A 15,378-nucleotide genomic window follows, 5' to 3' on the forward strand; every position below is an offset into this window, starting at 1 on the left:
TTGTCAGTCCTAAAAGAATCATCTATCCAAGATGAATTTTTATGCATTTTTTGCAAGTTGCTGATTCAAGCACAATATTAAAATTACGCTCTGTAACAATTGAGTGGCTCTTGTACGATGTTTGTGCAACGGAATGTAATTTTGGTTACAAATGGAGATCTACATGGATTCTATAATGGCTTATTTATAATTTGATGTGAAATGATGGTGATTGATGAATAACGTTCTTATAATGTGAATATGGAATTAAAAAAATTAGTTGATCAAATATATTCATAAAATTTCGTGTAAGGGGTAACAACATTGAAAATTAAATTAATCTGCTTAACTGTTCTATTGCTAAGTGGGTGTCAGACAAAATATGAAAATTCACTTGCAAGCGCAAAACAAACAGTAAGTGAGTTTGATGGTTCTACTACTATTAATAGTCGGATTTCTCAATCATGGAGTAAAAGTAGTTGGATGAATGCAGGAGTTGGTTTTAATGGATTTGCAACTAAAGGAAATTATAATTTTATGGTTGCAGAAGTTACCTTTATAAACTCAATTACAAATCTTAGTAAGCTACATTTAAATATAGATGGTGTTTTTACTGAATATGAGCCTGTAAGTACACAAACCAAAGTTACATTTGGGGCAGCAACAAAAACTCCTATGAGTACTCGTGGATTTATTATTCCTGTTTCAACAGTTACTAAAATTAAAGAAGCAAAATCTATTCGTTATCGAGTGACAACTTTATCTGATGGTTCTCGGGAAGGTGAACTGGTGAGAGATGGAAAACTTTCACCTGCTGCTAAAAGTTTAATAAATGTAGCAGAAGCTATTAAGTAAATAAAAAAGCCTCTATATAGAGGCTTTTTTATTTAAAGGGAGAAAACTTATTTTAAGAAACGTTGATAACCTAAGTTATTTGTAATTTCGTCGTATGGATAACTGATGTTTTCTAATGTTTCAATTAAACCATCTGGGTTTTGTTGAGCATCTTCAGCTTCTAAACCAACCAATACACGACCTTCCGCAGCACCGTGGTTACGGTAATGGAAAAGGGTAATGTTGTGTGTTGGACCAAGGCGTTCTAAGAAAGTGAGTAAAGCACCCGGACGTTCAGGGAATTCTACACGGAATAAACGTTCATTTTCTAAATCTGCATGACCGCCAATTAAATAACGAATATGCAATTTAGCAACTTCATCATCAGACAAATCATCTACATCAAATTTAACTTTTAATGCTTCATAAATGTCTTGGCGTTCTTTTTCACCGGCTTTAAGACTAATACCCACAAAAACTTGTGCAGCAGATGCGTGACTTGCACGGTAGTTAAACTCGGTAATGTTACGGCCTTGCAATGCACGGCAGAAGTTAAGGAATGAACCTTTTTCTTCAGGAATTGTAACTGCAAAAATAGCTTCTTTACGTTCGCCCAGTTCTGTACGTTCTGCAATATAGCGTAAACGGTCAAAGTTCATGTTTGCACCGCAAACAATAGACACTAAATTTTTATTTTCAATACCATGTTCAGCCACGTATTTTTTAATACCTGCTAAAGCCATTGCACCTGATGGTTCTACAATACTTCGGCATTCGTCATAGGTATCTTTAATTGCAGCACAAATTTCATCTGTATTAACCAAAACAACATTTGGTTCAACAATTGGACCTGAATTATCAGATTTTTGTAGACGAATGACATCAAATGGTTTTTCGCCAATTTGTGCAACAGCCGTACCATCGGCAAATAAACCAACTGTAGGTAAAATTACACGCTCATTTGTTTCGAGTGCTGCTTTTAAACAAGCAGACTCATCATATTCAACAGGAATAACTTTTACATGTGGTGCAACATCACCTAAGTAAGCAGCAACACCTGCAATTAAACCGCCACCGCCAACAGCAACAAATACATAATCTACATCACGCCATTGACGTAAAATTTCATTACCAATTGTGCCTTGTCCAGCCATTACGAGTTCATCGTCATAGGGTGGAATAAATGTCATACCATCTTCAGCTGCACGTGCAATTGCGTATTTGTTAGCAACATCGAAAGAGTCACCATGTAATACAACTTCACCACCTAAGCGTTTAACAGCTTGCACTTTAATGTCTGGTGTTGTTTTTGGCATAACAATAATGGCGCGAATACCTAACTTTTGACCAGATAATGCCACGCCTTGAGCATGGTTACCTGCTGAAGCAGTAATAACGCCACGTTCCAACTGAGATTTCGGTAATTGACTAATACGGTTATAGGCACCGCGTAGTTTGAATGAAAAGACAGGTTGTAAATCTTCGCGTTTAAAGCGAATGTTATTTTTTAGCTTTTCACTAATTCGTGGCGCTGCTTCGAGTGGGGTTTCGATTGCAACATCGTACACAGTTGCTTGTAATATTTGTCGAACCAAACGAGACAGCATGTTAATTTTCCATCTAACAGTTTAAAATAGGCGCTTATTGTAACAAAACCCCATACATTTGGGCTGTAAAATCGGCATCAAATGTGAAAAATAGTTGAGTAATGTCATGAGTCTATATGCAACCCAAGATGAGAAAAAGCAAGCAGCAGCAAAAGCCGCTTTAAAACACTTACCAAAAGGGGGCATTTTAGGCGTTGGTACGGGAAGTACTGTTAATTTTTTAATTGATCTTTTACCTGAACTTCAATTAGAAGCTGCGGTTGCGAGTTCTGAAGCAACAGCACAACGTCTTAAAAAAATAGGTATTGAAGTTGTAGATATGAATAGCGTAGGTGGTTTAGATGCTTACGTAGATGGCGCAGATGAAATTGATCGTCATATGCATATGGTAAAAGGTGGCGGTGCTGCACTTACACGTGAAAAAATTGTGGCTTCTATTGCTAAAAAATTCGTGTGTATTGTAGATGACTCTAAATGGGTTGAACAATTAAGTCGTGAATTCCCACTTCCTGTAGAAGTGATTCCAATGGCGCGTTCTGCTGTTGCGCGTAAAATCGTATCTTTAGGTGGTGATCCTGTATATCGTGAAGGCTGTGTAACAGATAATGGCAACGTAATTTTAGATGTTTATAACCTAAACATTTTAAATGCATTAGAGCTTGAAAAGACGTTAAACGATATTCCGGGTGTTGTATGTAATGGTATTTTTGCTTTAAATAAAGCAGATGTAGCTGTTGTAGCAACTGATAACGGTATTGAAGAACGTACTGCGGTTTAATACTAATTTTTTGAAGCGATAATCTCCCTAAATCCCTCTTTATTAAGAGGGATTTGTTCCCTTCTTTTACAAAAGAGGGTTAGGGAGGATTAAAATAAGAAAAGATAAAATGACGCTCAACGACTTACCTGAAATTCAAATTACACGAAATATTCGATCTACACGGTTAAGACTGCGTGTAGAGCCAACACGTATACGTTTAACAGCACCAATTTTCTGCACAAAAAAACAAATTCAGAGTTTTATAGATCAGTCAGAAACGTGGTTGCTTAAAACATGGCAAGCACAACAAGATAAAATTATAAAAATAGATAGAACATTACCTACAGAAATTGGTTTATTTAATTTAGATTTTCCTGTGAGAATTGAATATTGCACTCAAAAAAACAATTTTGTGTTTGATGCTGAAAATTTAATTTTAAAAATCAGTGATCGTACACCTGAAAAGTATTTAAAAGCTTTTGTTGTGGAATATGCAAAAGAACAGTTACCGATATATTTACATGATGTAAGTCTAGATACAGGACTTAAATTTACTGAGTGTAGTATTCGACAACCAAAAACACGTTGGGGAAGTTGCTCTGCTCAACAGAAGATTATGCTGAATAGTGCATTGGTACTTTATAGCAAAGAAGTTGTGCGTTATGTATGTGTGCATGAGTTAGCGCATACAGTTCACTTTAACCATAGTGCGCAATTTTGGCAGTTAGTACATCAGCATGATATGAATTTTAAAACACACCAAAAACAATTAAAAACAACACCTGTGCCATATTGGTGGATTACTTAAGTACATACTATTTTCTAAGATGTTTTCTACTTCTTTTGCTGTTATAGCATCTTTGAATAAGAAGCCTTGTCCTTGAGAACATCCCATTTTAATAAGCATTTCAAGTTGTTCTTCATTTTCAATGCCTTCAGCAATAATATTCATATTTAACACAGGGCCGAGTTTCACAATACCTTCAACAATTGCGGCAATTGTTTTTTGCTCTGTTATTTTTTCAATAAAGCTGTAATCAATTTTAATGCTGTTTACAGGTAAATCTCTTAAATGAGTTAAAGAAGAATGACCTGTACCAAAATCATCGAGAGAAATTTTAATACCAGCATCTTGAAGTTTCTTTAATGCACGAATGACATATTCAACGCCACGATCTGAAAAAAAATGTTCCGTAATTTCAATTTCGATATGGTTAGGTGAAATATCTGCAGTTTGCATACGTTGTAGAAGTGTTTCTGCGTAGTTATCTCGTAAGAACTCAACAGGTGATGCATTAATGGCGATAGGAATTATTTTCTTACCTAAACTTTGCCATTTTTTAATATCTGCAAAAATTCTATTTTGCATTTCGGCACTAATTTTGCTGGAAAGCTCAAAATCATCAAAAGCTTCAGCAATAGTTTCAGGCGTAAACAAAGCTTGAGTTTTAGGAGATTTCCAACGAAGCAGTGCTTCAAATCCAATTACTTTTAATGTTGTTAGATCTACTTTGGGTTGGTAATACGGTGAAATTAATTTTTCACGAATAATGCGCCGTGCAGTTTCAATTTGAATGGCTTTGTTACGCGTGACATTAAACAAATTTTCATTGAAATATTGAATTCCGCCACGACCACGTGTTTTTAAGTCGCTTAATGCTGTATCTGCACATTGTAATAAATTAGAAAAGTTCTCTGCATCTTGTGGATAGACAGCACAACCAATACTCATGCTACTACTAAGTGTTTTACCATTGTAGTCATATGGCTCATGCATAAGATCTAGTATTTTTTTACCAATGGCATCTAAATCATCAATATTTTGCATATCGTAATAAACGACAGCAAATTCATCGCTCCCTAATCTAGAGATTAATGTTGAGTGATTGAATTCTTTTTTTAATCTTTTTGCGAAACTTTTCAGAATAAAATCACCAGAGGAATAGCCTTGAGTGTCATTAATATTTTTAAAGTGGTCTAATCCAATAAGGAATAGGCTTATATATTTATGATGGTTATTTGCTTTGAAAAACTGTTGAGCATTATTTTTTAAACCGTATCTATTTAATAATCCTGTTAGTTCATCTGTTTCATTAGAGATACGTAAGGCATTTTTAACCTTATTACTCATTTCTTTTTGAGTTTTGAGTTTAGTTAAAACATTTTGGTGAGATTGATAATGCTGTTCTACATCTACAAGACTAACAAACCATTCAATAGTGTTAGTGCTTGTTAAATTAGGTTTAGCCAGTACAAGAAACCAATGATATTCATCATTCATGTTATTGATAATTCTAAGTTGATGTTCAATATTATGTGGATCATCTATTGGAGTATTTAATAATTCTTTAAATTCTGTGATGTCATTTGGATGAATTGTATCGATAATATCTTGTAATTCTATATTTTGTGTTTGCAGGTTTAAGTATTGTTGAAAATCTTCATTGATATAAACGTTATTTGAGTGAAGTATAAAAGCAAAATTTGGAATTTGATTTAACAGTGCTTTATTTGTTTCTGAGAAAATGCTGTGTGTAAGGGCTACAGGTGCGCTGGAGTTATTTTGATCGCATTCTGAAGTTACAATTGGTGTACGCACTATTTTCGACCCTATTCGAATTCTTAGTGATAAAAAATCACTTATATGTTTGTATTTTTAGTCTTTAAAATTATGTTTAGAACATGAGTTTTCAACATGCTTATAAATTCACAAGATATTCTTCATTGTTTATGTGAACAAGAAATAATATACACAAATTTTATAATATTAGGTTTAATTTTTTTGTGAATCTTTGTTCATATTCATTAGGTGTAAATTTATTAAAAGTGTTAAAAAATCGACAAACTCTACTAAAAATGTTCAGAAAGTTTTTAAACCCTGCCATACTAAGCAATGAACATATCATTAATTTATTTAAATTGAGGTAACTAGCGTGATTTCTGTCGGGATTGTTGGTGGAACAGGTTATACAGGCGTTGAATTATTACGTCTTTTATTGCGTCATCCAAATGTGCAAGTTGCTGTTTTAACGTCTCGAACTGAAGCTGGTCGCCGTGTAAATGACATGTTCCCAAGTTTACGTGGGCAAACAGATCTAAAATATTCAGATTTAGACATTCAAGAATTAAAAAAATGTGATGTTGTGTTCTTCGCTACGCCTCATGGTGTTGCAATGAAACATGCTGAAGAATTAGTTGCAGCAAATACGAAGGTTGTTGATCTTGCAGCCGACTTTAGATTGCAAGATTTAGCGCAATTTGAAAAGTGGTATGGTTTAGAACATGCTTGTCCAGATGTATTAAAAGCATCTGCATATGGTTTGTCTGAATTAAACCGTGAAAAAATTAAACAAGCGAATGTGATTGGTAACCCAGGTTGTTATCCAACAACGGTTCAATTAGGTTTAGCGCCTGTATTAAAAGCTGCTGAAGCATTAGTGAAACCAGAAAGTATTATTATTGATGCAAAATCTGGTGTATCAGGTGCAGGACGTAAAGCAAGCTTGGGCATGATTTATTCTGAAAATGCAGATAACTTTAAAGCTTATGGCGTTGCAGGTCACCGTCATCATCCTGAAATTGTAGAAGCATTAGAAAATATTTCAGGTCAAAAAGGCGTGTTTGACCATATTTTATTTGTTCCGCACCTTGTTCCAATGATTCGCGGAATGTTTAGTACAATTTATATTGACTTAACAGAAGCAGGGCAAACTGCAGACTTACAAAGTTTGTATGAGCAGTTCTATGCAAATGAACAGTTTGTAGATGTAATGCCTGCGGGAAGTTCACCTGAAACTCGTTCTGTACGGGGTGCAAATCAGTTACGTATTGCGCTATATAAACCACAGCCACAAAAGCTTGTGATTTTGGTTGTACAAGATAACTTGGTAAAAGGTGCTGCAGGTCAAGCAGTTCAAAACATGAATTTAATGTTTAACTTTGCAGAAAATGCAGGTTTAGACGTTATCGGTTTATTACCATAAGTAACGCATTTCAACTACACAGATGGTATTTTTTCGAATTAAATCTGTGTTTTGAAAAAATATTTAAAAGAGATGGCGATGAGCAACATTGAATCTGAGACTAAAGAAAAACAAATAAAGTCAAAAAAGCTCTATTTACACGGCAATATGCCAATTGTAGTGGGTGCAGCTGTTCTGATTTTAGGTAGTGGTTTATTAGGTTATAGCGTTGGTCATCGTCAGGGTATAACAGTTGCTGGTTATGATGCTGATGCACAGCAGCTTGTAGAAGTTGTAGGTGTGCAGAAAGAACGTTTAGAAGCTTTAAATAAATCTCTAAACGCTGCAGTTCAAGAGCGTGATGTTGCAATTAGCAATTCAAATGATTTATTTGCCCAAGTTACACAAGCGAATGCAGATAAAATTCAAACTGACGGTATGTTAACTATTTACCGTGAAGTGCTTAGACAGCGTGGTGGATTAAGCCTAACTGTTCAAAACTTGGGTGTTAAGCCATTAGCCGATCGTTCTTATGAATATCAAATTGATTTGGTACAAGTAAGCCCAATTAGAACGAAAGCGTCAGGTGTTGTAGAACTTCGCTTAATTCAAGGTTCTGAAGTGCTTGTGTTGCCAATGGAAAGTTCAAGTTTTGATTTTCATGATTTTCAACGCTTAACAGGGCGATGGACTATGCCTAAAGGCTTCACGCCACAATTTATTGAAGTACGTGTTACAGGTTCATCTTCGATTGTAAAACGCTTTAGTTGGACTAAAGGAAAACCTGTAGATGCAGTTTCAACAAATGTTGCTGAAATTCCGCAAGTTAAAGCAACAGCTCAATAGTGTGTATTTGAATTAAATATGAGTAATTTAAAACGTCAAATTTGTTTGACTGAAATTAAAAATGGATTTTCTCAGTCGGGTTTTGTCGATTGGCATTTGAATATTCGTACGAATATGCAAGATGAGAACCATGAAGAAGAAGGCGATACAGTTGTACAGACTGCACCGCCCGAATTTAAACGTCCGCCAATGTATGTTGTTGTTCTTTTGAATGACGATTACACACCAATGGACTTTGTTATTGAAATTTTACAAGAAAAGTTTGCAATGAATCTTGACCAAGCTACTCAAGTAATGCTAACTGTACATTATGAAGGAAAGGGTATTGCTGGCGTATATCCACGAGATATTGCGGAAACTAAAGCGAACCAAGTCAATAATTACGCTCGAGCACAAGGTCATCCTTTACTTTGTCAGATAGAGCCTAAAAATTAAGGGGATCACATGCTAAGTCGACAACTAGAAGTATCATTACGTTTGGCTGTTAGCATGGCTCGTCAAAAGAGACATGAGTTTCTGACAGTTGAACATTTGTTATTGGCATTATTAGATAACGACTCTGCGGTTAATGCTTTAAAAGCATGTGGCGCAGATATTATTGGACTGCGTAAAGAATTAGAAGAATTTGCAGAACAAAATACACCTAAATTGCCTGAAGATAGCGATTTAGCACCACATCCTACAGAAAGTTTTGACCGTATTTTACAACGTGCAATTTTCCACGTTCAATCAAGTGGCGGAGATCGCACGGTTGAAGGTGCAGATGTTCTAGTTGCGATGTACTCAGAGCGAGATACATTTGCGGTATATTTATTAAAACGTCATCAAATTAATCGCCTTACATTAACGCAATATCTTTCTCATGGTGCACACAAGCAAGAAGAGCATACAGAGGAAGAAGTTGAAGATGTTGATGGTGAGCAACTATCATCTTCTAATGCAGGGCCTTTAGAGCTATATACACTTAACCTAAATGCTGAAGCACAGAAAGGTAAAACCGATCCTTTAATTGGCCGTGAAAAGGAAATTGAACGCGCAGCGCAAATTTTATGTCGTCGCCGTAAAAACAATCCTTTATTGGTAGGTGATCCTGGTGTTGGTAAAACATCAATTGCTGAAGGTTTGGCTTGGTTAATTGTGAATGGTAAAGCACCTAAGCCTTTAGCAAATGCTGAAGTTTATAGTTTAGATATTGGTGCATTGGTTGCAGGAACAAAATACCGTGGTGATTTTGAAAAGCGTTTAAAGCAACTTTTAAATGTTTTAAAGAAAAAACCAGAAGCAATTTTGTTTATTGATGAAATTCACATGATTATTGGGGCAGGCTCGAGTATGGGCAGCACAATGGATGCATCAAACTTAATTAAACCTGCGCTTTCAAATGGTACTTTACGTTGCATTGGATCTACAACGTTCCAAGAATATCGCCAAGTATTCGAAAAAGATCATGCATTATCACGTCGTTTCCAAAAGATTGATGTAAATGAACCTTCTATTTCAGAAACGATTGATATTTTACGTGGCTTGAAATCTAAGTTTGAAGAGTTTCATCATGTGAAATACGACGATAAAGCGATTGTTACAGCAGTAGAACTTTCAGCTAAATTCATTAATGATCGTTTCTTGCCAGATAAAGCAATTGATGTGATTGATGAAGCCGGTGCACAGCGCCGTTTAAAAGCAGAACAAGACGGCACATTAATTACAGTTGAAAACGTTGAAGATATTGTGTCTAAAATTGCACGAATTCCTGCAAAAACAGTATCTAAAGATGATAAGACTGTGCTTGCGAATCTTGAGCGTGATCTTAAACGTGTTGTATTTGGTCAAGATGATGCAATTGTCGCATTAGCTTCTGCAATTAAACTGTCGCGTGCAGGCTTAAAAGCACCAGATAAGCCTGTTGGTAGTTTTGTATTTGCAGGTCCGACAGGTGTTGGTAAAACCGAAGTGACTAAACAACTGGCTAAACAGCTAGGTGTAGAGCTTGTCCGTTTCGATATGTCGGAATACATGGAACGTCATGCAGTATCACGTTTAATTGGTGCGCCTCCTGGTTATGTAGGATTTGACCAGGGTGGTTTGCTGACTGATGCAATTCATAAAAATCCGCATTGTGTTTTATTGCTAGATGAAATTGAGAAAGCACATCCTGATGTGTTTAATCTGTTGTTGCAAATTATGGATCATGGCTCATTAACCGATAATAACGGTCGTAAGTCAGATTTCCGTAATGTGGTTATTGTTTTAACAACGAATATTGGTGCAGAAAGCATTTCACGTACTAATATTGGTTTCATGGAACAAGACAACAGCAATGACAATCAGGATGCAATGAAAAAAGCATTTTCGCCTGAATTCCGTAACCGTTTAGACAGTGTGATTCAATTTAAAGCCTTGCCAACGACTGTTATTGAAAATGTAGTTGATAAATTCCTAACAGAGCTTCAAGCGCAACTTGATGATAAAAAAGTGATTCTTGAAGTGGGTAAAGCAGCGCGTGCATGGCTTGCAGAAAATGGTTACGATCGTTTAATGGGTGCAAGACCAATGCAGCGTTTAATTCAAGAACATTTGAAAAAGCCCTTAGCTGAAATGATTTTGTTTGGTGAATTGGCTGAAAATGGCGGTAATGTTGCCGTAACTGTGAAAAAAGAAAAAGGTAAAGCTGTAGGCTTGAAACTCGCAGTTTTTGAAGATCAAACAGCTGAACCTGCTTAATACAGTTTTAAATTAAGAAAAATAACTCGTGCAAGCACGGGTTATTTTTATTGAACCCAATAAAAGTAAATGTTGTGAGGTATATGTATGGATTTTCAAATCACAAAAATAATCACGACATTCTTTTTGTTCTTTATTACGGCTATTGCAGAAATATTAGGATGTTATTTCCCGTATTTAATTTTAAATCAAGGAAAAAGCCATTGGTTGTGGATTCCTACTGCAATTAGTCTCGCCGTGTTTGTGTGGTTATTAACTTTACATCCTGCTGCATCTGGTCGTATTTATGCAGCTTATGGCGGAATCTATATTTTCACAGCATTAATATGGCTTAAATATGTCGATCATGTCAGTTTAAGCCGTTGGGATATTATGGGTGGTCTGGTTGTAATTACTGGCGCAGCTATTATTATTTTACAACCACAAGGTCTTATTCGTTAAAACTAATGAATTCACCATTAAAAAAAAGGATGCTTAAATGCATCCTTTTTTTGTTTAAAACGACACTAAATTAAAGTGCATGTTTTAAATCTTTTCTATGCTGTTTCACTTGTTTAGCGTAGCGTTTACCTTGTTTTTTCATTTTACGATTGGTGTTATAACCCGTTGGGCCAACGTTATAATAGGCCAAAGCTTTTGGCATGCTACCTGCAGATGCTTCATACTTTTTCAAAACATAGGTACCACAATTTACATTGGCAGCTTCATCAAATAAATCGCCAGGGCAAATATTTTGCCAATAACGTGGAATGACTTGTGTTAAGCCAACTGCTGTTGCATTTGAAACAACAGTTGGTCTATAAGATGATTCTTGGCGAATAAGTGCCGCAATAAGCAGGGGATCCATATCATAACGGTCAGCAGTTGCCACAATAATAGGTGAAACTCGATTTGCTGTGGTTGGATTTACAGAATACGCACGTTGAATTCCCGCAGATAATTTTGTAGCACGTTTTTCTACAGAACCCATTCCTAGTGATGAACATCCTGTAAAAGAAATTGCAGCTAAAGAAACCCCTACAATTTTTAAAACATCAGATTTTGTTATTTTACGAAAGAAATTAACGCTTTTAAAAGTAAACAAAATTCAAACCAACTCAGCCAAATATTGCGTACAAATATAAGTAAAGCTTATGTTTAGCGTCAAGCATATATTCGCAACGATTTTATAGAGTTTGTTTACAGGAATTGATTTAAATTAAGGCTTTAGAAATTAACAAGACTACTTAAAAAGCTTATAATTAATTCCTCATGATTTCTAATTGAAAGACCAATGACACCTGCATGTAAAATTTTAAAATCGAATAAAATTGAATACAGCATTCATGAATATGAACACGATACGAATGCCAAAAGTTTTGGTTTAGAAGCAGCTGAAAAGTTAGGTTTAGATGTTCATGTGGTGTTTAAAACATTAATGGTGACAGACGATAAAACCTATTTCGTTGCTATATTACCTGTGAATCATCAACTAAATTTAAAGAAAGTTGCGACTGCATTAGGTTGTAAAAAATTGCACATGGCAGACCCTAAAGATGCTGAACGTTTAACAGGATATTTAGTTGGTGGAATTAGTCCTATCGGTCAGAAAAAACGTCTTAAAACAGTTATTGATGTAACGGCAGAATCGTTGGATAAAGTGTATGTAAGTGGCGGTAAACGCGGCTTAGATATTGGATTAAACCCTCAGGATTTAGCAAAAGTATTAGGTGCAAGTTTTGCAGATATATTAGATGTTTAATTAATAATTCAGGAACAGTTTTTAATTAAAACGAGGCTTATTTTAAGGTTGAAAAATAAGCCTTATTTATTTGAAGTTTACAATAATTATGAAAGTTAAAAAATGTTCGGGGATATATACGCTATAAAATCAAAGTTCATTAAAATAGCTAAACAATAAAACGCTGTTAATATCTCTATTTCTCTAAATAGCCTAAGCAATTTTGATGGGATTTTAACAATTTCTTTGTTTGAAAGAGGGTGGCCTTAAAAGCATTTTTCAAAGATAAAACCATGTGTCATTAAACGTAAATAGATTAAATAAAGATTAATGAATCACTCAAAGTATTGCTAGTTAGGCACTAAAACTAGGCTTTGCATTTGCAAACATAGTTCTTTTTATTGCTACGAATTCTGAAAATATGCTTTTATAACTGTTTGAATGGTAATGAACATTCACAATAAAGCGTTAGTAAGGTTTGATTGAAAAGTCTAAAAAATAATATAATAAAATAGCCTAAGCAAAATTTTATTTTCTTCAAAATTTAAATATCACCTATAATAAATAATCTCAAAAATCAAAGACCAAATACTTATATGATTCTTCATCATGAATTCAATAAAAACCCAAATTTTAGTGATGCCCAAACCATTGTATTTATACATGGTTTATTTGGTAGTTTAAGTAATTTAGGTATGCTGGCAAGGGCATTTACCCAAACGCATCATGTTGTTCAAATTGATGTTCGTAATCATGGAAAATCTGAACATTCTAGTGAAATTAACTATCCTTTAATGGCGCAAGATGTACTAGAAACATTAGATCATTTAAATATTCAAAACTTTATTGTAGTTGGTCACTCAATGGGTGGAAAAATTTCCATGAAATTGGCTGAGATTGCACAGAATCGTTTAGAAAAGCTTATTGTGCTTGATATGGCGCCTTATGCTGCTACACAGCGTAATCATGATAAAATTTTTGAAGCATTATTTGCTGTAGAAAACGCTCAGATTGAATCTCGCCAAGAAGCATTAGCTATTATGCGTAATCATTTAAAAGAAGAAATGGTCATTCAATTTTTAATGAAATCATTTAGTAAAGGTCATTGGTTGTTTAACGTAAAAGCGCTTTATGATAATTACTCAAATATTTTAGCTTGGGATACTGTACGTAGCGAAGTTCCTGCAATTTTCATTCGTGGTGGCGTTTCACCATATTTAGCGCAAGAAGCACAGCAACAAGCTGTCTATTCACAATTTCCAAATGCAACTATTGTTACGGTAAATGGTGCTGGTCATTGGTTACATGCTGAAAAAACAAATGAAGTGTTAGAACACATTCAAAGTTTTATTTAATCTATTCATTTATAAATGCATCTAGAGCTACATATATAGGTGCATTTTTTAAAGCATTAAACTGTTATTCACCAATTAAAATGTCTATGCGATAAACCATTTTAAATGTCCTGTTTTTAACCACAAGAGTCAAGCACAGGATTTAAATTTCTTTGTCCAATAACAGCTTTCTGAGCTTTACGGCTCGGCATACTTTTCTTGGCACGGGAACGTTTATTCTGCTTCTCCAATTCTTCATGTTGTTGCTGGATATGCGCCAGGACTGAACCTAACCGTTTATTCTCAACAATCTCATTTTGCTGCAGCCCAGCCAATTTATTGAAGATGCTGTAGTTGAGCTTTCGTCCTTCATGCATGAGGGCCACAGTGCCATCCGGATACTCCAGAAATGAAACGTATTGCCCAGCAAGCTTATGATTCAGCTCTGTCGGTTCAAGCAGATAAATACATTTGTCATAGGTAATCGTCAGGTTCTTGGTGACCTTACGCGGTTCCTGCCAGGTAAAAATATCATCCAGTTCAAGATCAGATTCGGTTAATGGTCGATGCAGGTTCTTTGAGTTTCGCGCACATTTGGCGAACTTCTGATTGAACTGCTCAATAAAGCAGGGCAACCAGGCATTTGCTTCTGCAATCGAACAGATGCCTTCCAGGCGCATCTCCTTGATCAAACGGTCCTGAAGGGTTCTATTCGCTCGCTCTACGCGACCTTTGGCCTGGGGTGAATTGGCGAAGATAATATCAATGTTTAACTCATTCAGAATCCGCCCAAATTGCGTGATCTGGCTGTCTTGCCTGGATTTCTGGTTGACTCTAAATACCGAGTGTTTATCGCTATAAAAGGCCAAGGGCTTGCCGTATTGCTCAATGTAGGCTCGGGTTGAAAGCATATAGTCAAAGGTCGTTTCAGCCTCACAAAAGCGTAGATGCAACAGCTTGCCGGTAGCATCATCGATATAAACCAGCAAACAGCATTTGGTGGCTCTTCCTTCAAACCAGTCATGATATGAGCCATCAATCTGGATCAGCTCACCGAAGCAATCACGGTTATAGCGTGGCTGGTATGGGCGTTTTAGACGTTTGGATCGCGGAATCCAAAGGTCATTTGCAGTCATCCAGCGCCGAACCGTTTCTACCGGGATATTCAGGTCAAACATGCTGCTGAGCTTCTCATGCGCCAAGGTAGGTCCAAAGCCCAGCAGATGTTCAGAAATAATGGAAAGACATTGCGATTTTAATAAATCGTCATGGCGATGATGGCCCGGTTGACCACGACTGGCATGCGTCATGCCTGAAACACCATCTTGATTGAGCTTCTGCAATAACCGGGTAATTTGACGGGTGGAAAGATTCAGGATTTCAGCAGCACGGACTTGGGTAATACGATGATCTCGAACGTCTTGCAGAACTGCAAGACGTTGAATTTCTTTGTCAGACATAGTGATCAGCATCTATATTTTATATCCAGTCCATGGTGATAAAAACCATCATAAACCAGACATTTTTATTGGTGAGAATATAGACACTTTAAATGGGTTCTAACAAAAACATTAAATGGGTTCTAACAAAAACTGTTATTCCCAAGTAGAAATGT

At 35.8% G+C, this 15,378-nt stretch carries 14 protein-coding genes; 10 read left to right on the forward strand and 4 right to left on the reverse strand.

The features are described from left to right. Positions 1-303 precede the first annotated feature (303 nt). The gene (locus MZO21_RS06115) at positions 304-834 is read left to right on the forward strand and encodes a hypothetical protein (protein WP_248103505.1); all 531 of its coding nucleotides are present in this window, start codon (positions 304-306) and stop codon (positions 832-834) included. 47 nt (positions 835-881) lie between these two features. On the opposite strand, the gene ilvA is transcribed toward MZO21_RS06115, so the two are convergent. Then, entirely contained in the window at positions 882-2,420 is a 1,539-nt protein-coding gene (gene ilvA / locus MZO21_RS06120; protein WP_248103507.1) for a threonine ammonia-lyase, biosynthetic, read from the reverse strand. A gap of 106 nt (positions 2,421-2,526) precedes the next feature. On the opposite strand from ilvA, the gene rpiA reads away from it, so the two are divergent. Both rpiA and MZO21_RS06130 read left to right on the forward strand, forming a co-directional pair. Beyond that, positions 2,527-3,198, forward strand: coding sequence for a ribose-5-phosphate isomerase RpiA (gene rpiA, locus MZO21_RS06125; protein WP_154773060.1), 672 nt, complete (start codon positions 2,527-2,529; stop codon positions 3,196-3,198). Between the two features lie 109 nt (positions 3,199-3,307). Continuing rightward, positions 3,308-3,988 carry a M48 family metallopeptidase gene (locus MZO21_RS06130; protein WP_154773059.1) on the forward strand — a complete coding sequence of 227 codons (681 nt, stop codon included), beginning with the start codon at positions 3,308-3,310 and terminating at the stop codon, positions 3,986-3,988. Here the strand turns inward: MZO21_RS06130 and MZO21_RS06135 are convergent. Then, positions 3,950-5,779 carry an EAL domain-containing protein gene (locus MZO21_RS06135; protein ID WP_248103510.1) on the reverse strand — a complete coding sequence of 610 codons (1,830 nt, stop codon included), beginning with the start codon at positions 5,777-5,779 and terminating at the stop codon, positions 3,950-3,952. The two genes, MZO21_RS06130 and MZO21_RS06135, sit on opposite strands and share 39 nt — an antisense overlap. Before the next feature lie 334 nt (positions 5,780-6,113). Between MZO21_RS06135 and argC the strand changes: the two genes are divergently transcribed. The 5 genes from argC (at position 6,114) to MZO21_RS06160 (ending at position 11,150) form a co-directional block, all read left to right on the forward strand. Next, positions 6,114-7,163, forward strand: coding sequence for an N-acetyl-gamma-glutamyl-phosphate reductase (gene argC, locus MZO21_RS06140; RefSeq protein WP_248103513.1), 1,050 nt, complete (start codon positions 6,114-6,116; stop codon positions 7,161-7,163). A 78-nt stretch (positions 7,164-7,241) separates the two neighbouring features. Next, the gene (locus MZO21_RS06145; protein ID WP_248103516.1) at positions 7,242-7,988 is read left to right on the forward strand and encodes a DUF6776 family protein; all 747 of its coding nucleotides are present in this window, start codon (positions 7,242-7,244) and stop codon (positions 7,986-7,988) included. Between the two features lie 18 nt (positions 7,989-8,006). Further along, positions 8,007-8,423, forward strand: coding sequence for an ATP-dependent Clp protease adapter ClpS (gene clpS / locus MZO21_RS06150; RefSeq protein WP_154773056.1), 417 nt, complete (start codon positions 8,007-8,009; stop codon positions 8,421-8,423). A 9-nt stretch (positions 8,424-8,432) separates the two neighbouring features. After that, positions 8,433-10,709, forward strand: a complete 2,277-nt coding sequence (clpA, locus tag MZO21_RS06155) for an ATP-dependent Clp protease ATP-binding subunit ClpA (RefSeq protein WP_154773055.1) — start codon at positions 8,433-8,435, stop codon at positions 10,707-10,709. Between the two features lie 87 nt (positions 10,710-10,796). Continuing rightward, a complete protein-coding gene (locus MZO21_RS06160) occupies positions 10,797-11,150 on the forward strand; it encodes a YnfA family protein (protein WP_154773054.1) in 354 nt (117 codons plus the stop codon). A 70-nt stretch (positions 11,151-11,220) separates the two neighbouring features. Here MZO21_RS06160 and MZO21_RS06165 read toward each other — a convergent pair whose 3' ends face one another. After that, positions 11,221-11,679, reverse strand: a complete 459-nt coding sequence (locus tag MZO21_RS06165) for a lytic transglycosylase domain-containing protein (protein WP_154773084.1) — start codon at positions 11,677-11,679, stop codon at positions 11,221-11,223. 303 nt (positions 11,680-11,982) lie between these two features. On the opposite strand from MZO21_RS06165, the gene ybaK reads away from it, so the two are divergent. Together ybaK and MZO21_RS06175 are read left to right on the forward strand one after the other, a co-directional pair. Then, positions 11,983-12,450 carry a Cys-tRNA(Pro) deacylase gene (gene ybaK, locus MZO21_RS06170; protein WP_154773053.1) on the forward strand — a complete coding sequence of 156 codons (468 nt, stop codon included), beginning with the start codon at positions 11,983-11,985 and terminating at the stop codon, positions 12,448-12,450. 575 nt (positions 12,451-13,025) lie between these two features. Continuing rightward, positions 13,026-13,784 carry an alpha/beta fold hydrolase gene (locus MZO21_RS06175; protein ID WP_154773052.1) on the forward strand — a complete coding sequence of 253 codons (759 nt, stop codon included), beginning with the start codon at positions 13,026-13,028 and terminating at the stop codon, positions 13,782-13,784. A gap of 116 nt (positions 13,785-13,900) precedes the next feature. Here MZO21_RS06175 and MZO21_RS06180 read toward each other — a convergent pair whose 3' ends face one another. Continuing rightward, on the reverse strand, positions 13,901-15,235 hold the full coding sequence (locus tag MZO21_RS06180) for an ISNCY family transposase (RefSeq protein WP_071851543.1): 1,335 nt from the start codon (positions 15,233-15,235) through the stop codon (positions 13,901-13,903). Positions 15,236-15,378: the final 143 nt, after the last annotated feature.

This window comes from Acinetobacter portensis (genome assembly GCF_023158935.1).
GTDB classification, from domain to species: domain Bacteria; phylum Pseudomonadota; class Gammaproteobacteria; order Pseudomonadales; family Moraxellaceae; genus Acinetobacter; species Acinetobacter faecalis.

Coding starts and splice junctions, on each gene's coding strand:
- MZO21_RS06145 (WP_248103516.1), top strand. CDS start 7,242: ATGAGCAACATTGAATCTGAGACTAAAGAAAAACAAATAAAGTCAAAA.
- MZO21_RS06165 (WP_154773084.1), bottom strand. CDS start 11,679: ATGGGTTCTGTAGAAAAACGTGCTACAAAATTATCTGCGGGAATTCAA.
- rpiA (WP_154773060.1), top strand. CDS start 2,527: ATGAGTCTATATGCAACCCAAGATGAGAAAAAGCAAGCAGCAGCAAAA.
- MZO21_RS06160 (WP_154773054.1), top strand. CDS start 10,797: ATGGATTTTCAAATCACAAAAATAATCACGACATTCTTTTTGTTCTTT.
- clpS (WP_154773056.1), top strand. CDS start 8,007: ATGAGTAATTTAAAACGTCAAATTTGTTTGACTGAAATTAAAAATGGA.
- MZO21_RS06175 (WP_154773052.1), top strand. CDS start 13,026: ATGATTCTTCATCATGAATTCAATAAAAACCCAAATTTTAGTGATGCC.
- ybaK (WP_154773053.1), top strand. CDS start 11,983: ATGACACCTGCATGTAAAATTTTAAAATCGAATAAAATTGAATACAGC.
- MZO21_RS06130 (WP_154773059.1), top strand. CDS start 3,308: ATGACGCTCAACGACTTACCTGAAATTCAAATTACACGAAATATTCGA.
- clpA (WP_154773055.1), top strand. CDS start 8,433: ATGCTAAGTCGACAACTAGAAGTATCATTACGTTTGGCTGTTAGCATG.
- ilvA (WP_248103507.1), bottom strand. CDS start 2,420: ATGCTGTCTCGTTTGGTTCGACAAATATTACAAGCAACTGTGTACGAT.
- MZO21_RS06180 (WP_071851543.1), bottom strand. CDS start 15,235: ATGCTGATCACTATGTCTGACAAAGAAATTCAACGTCTTGCAGTTCTG.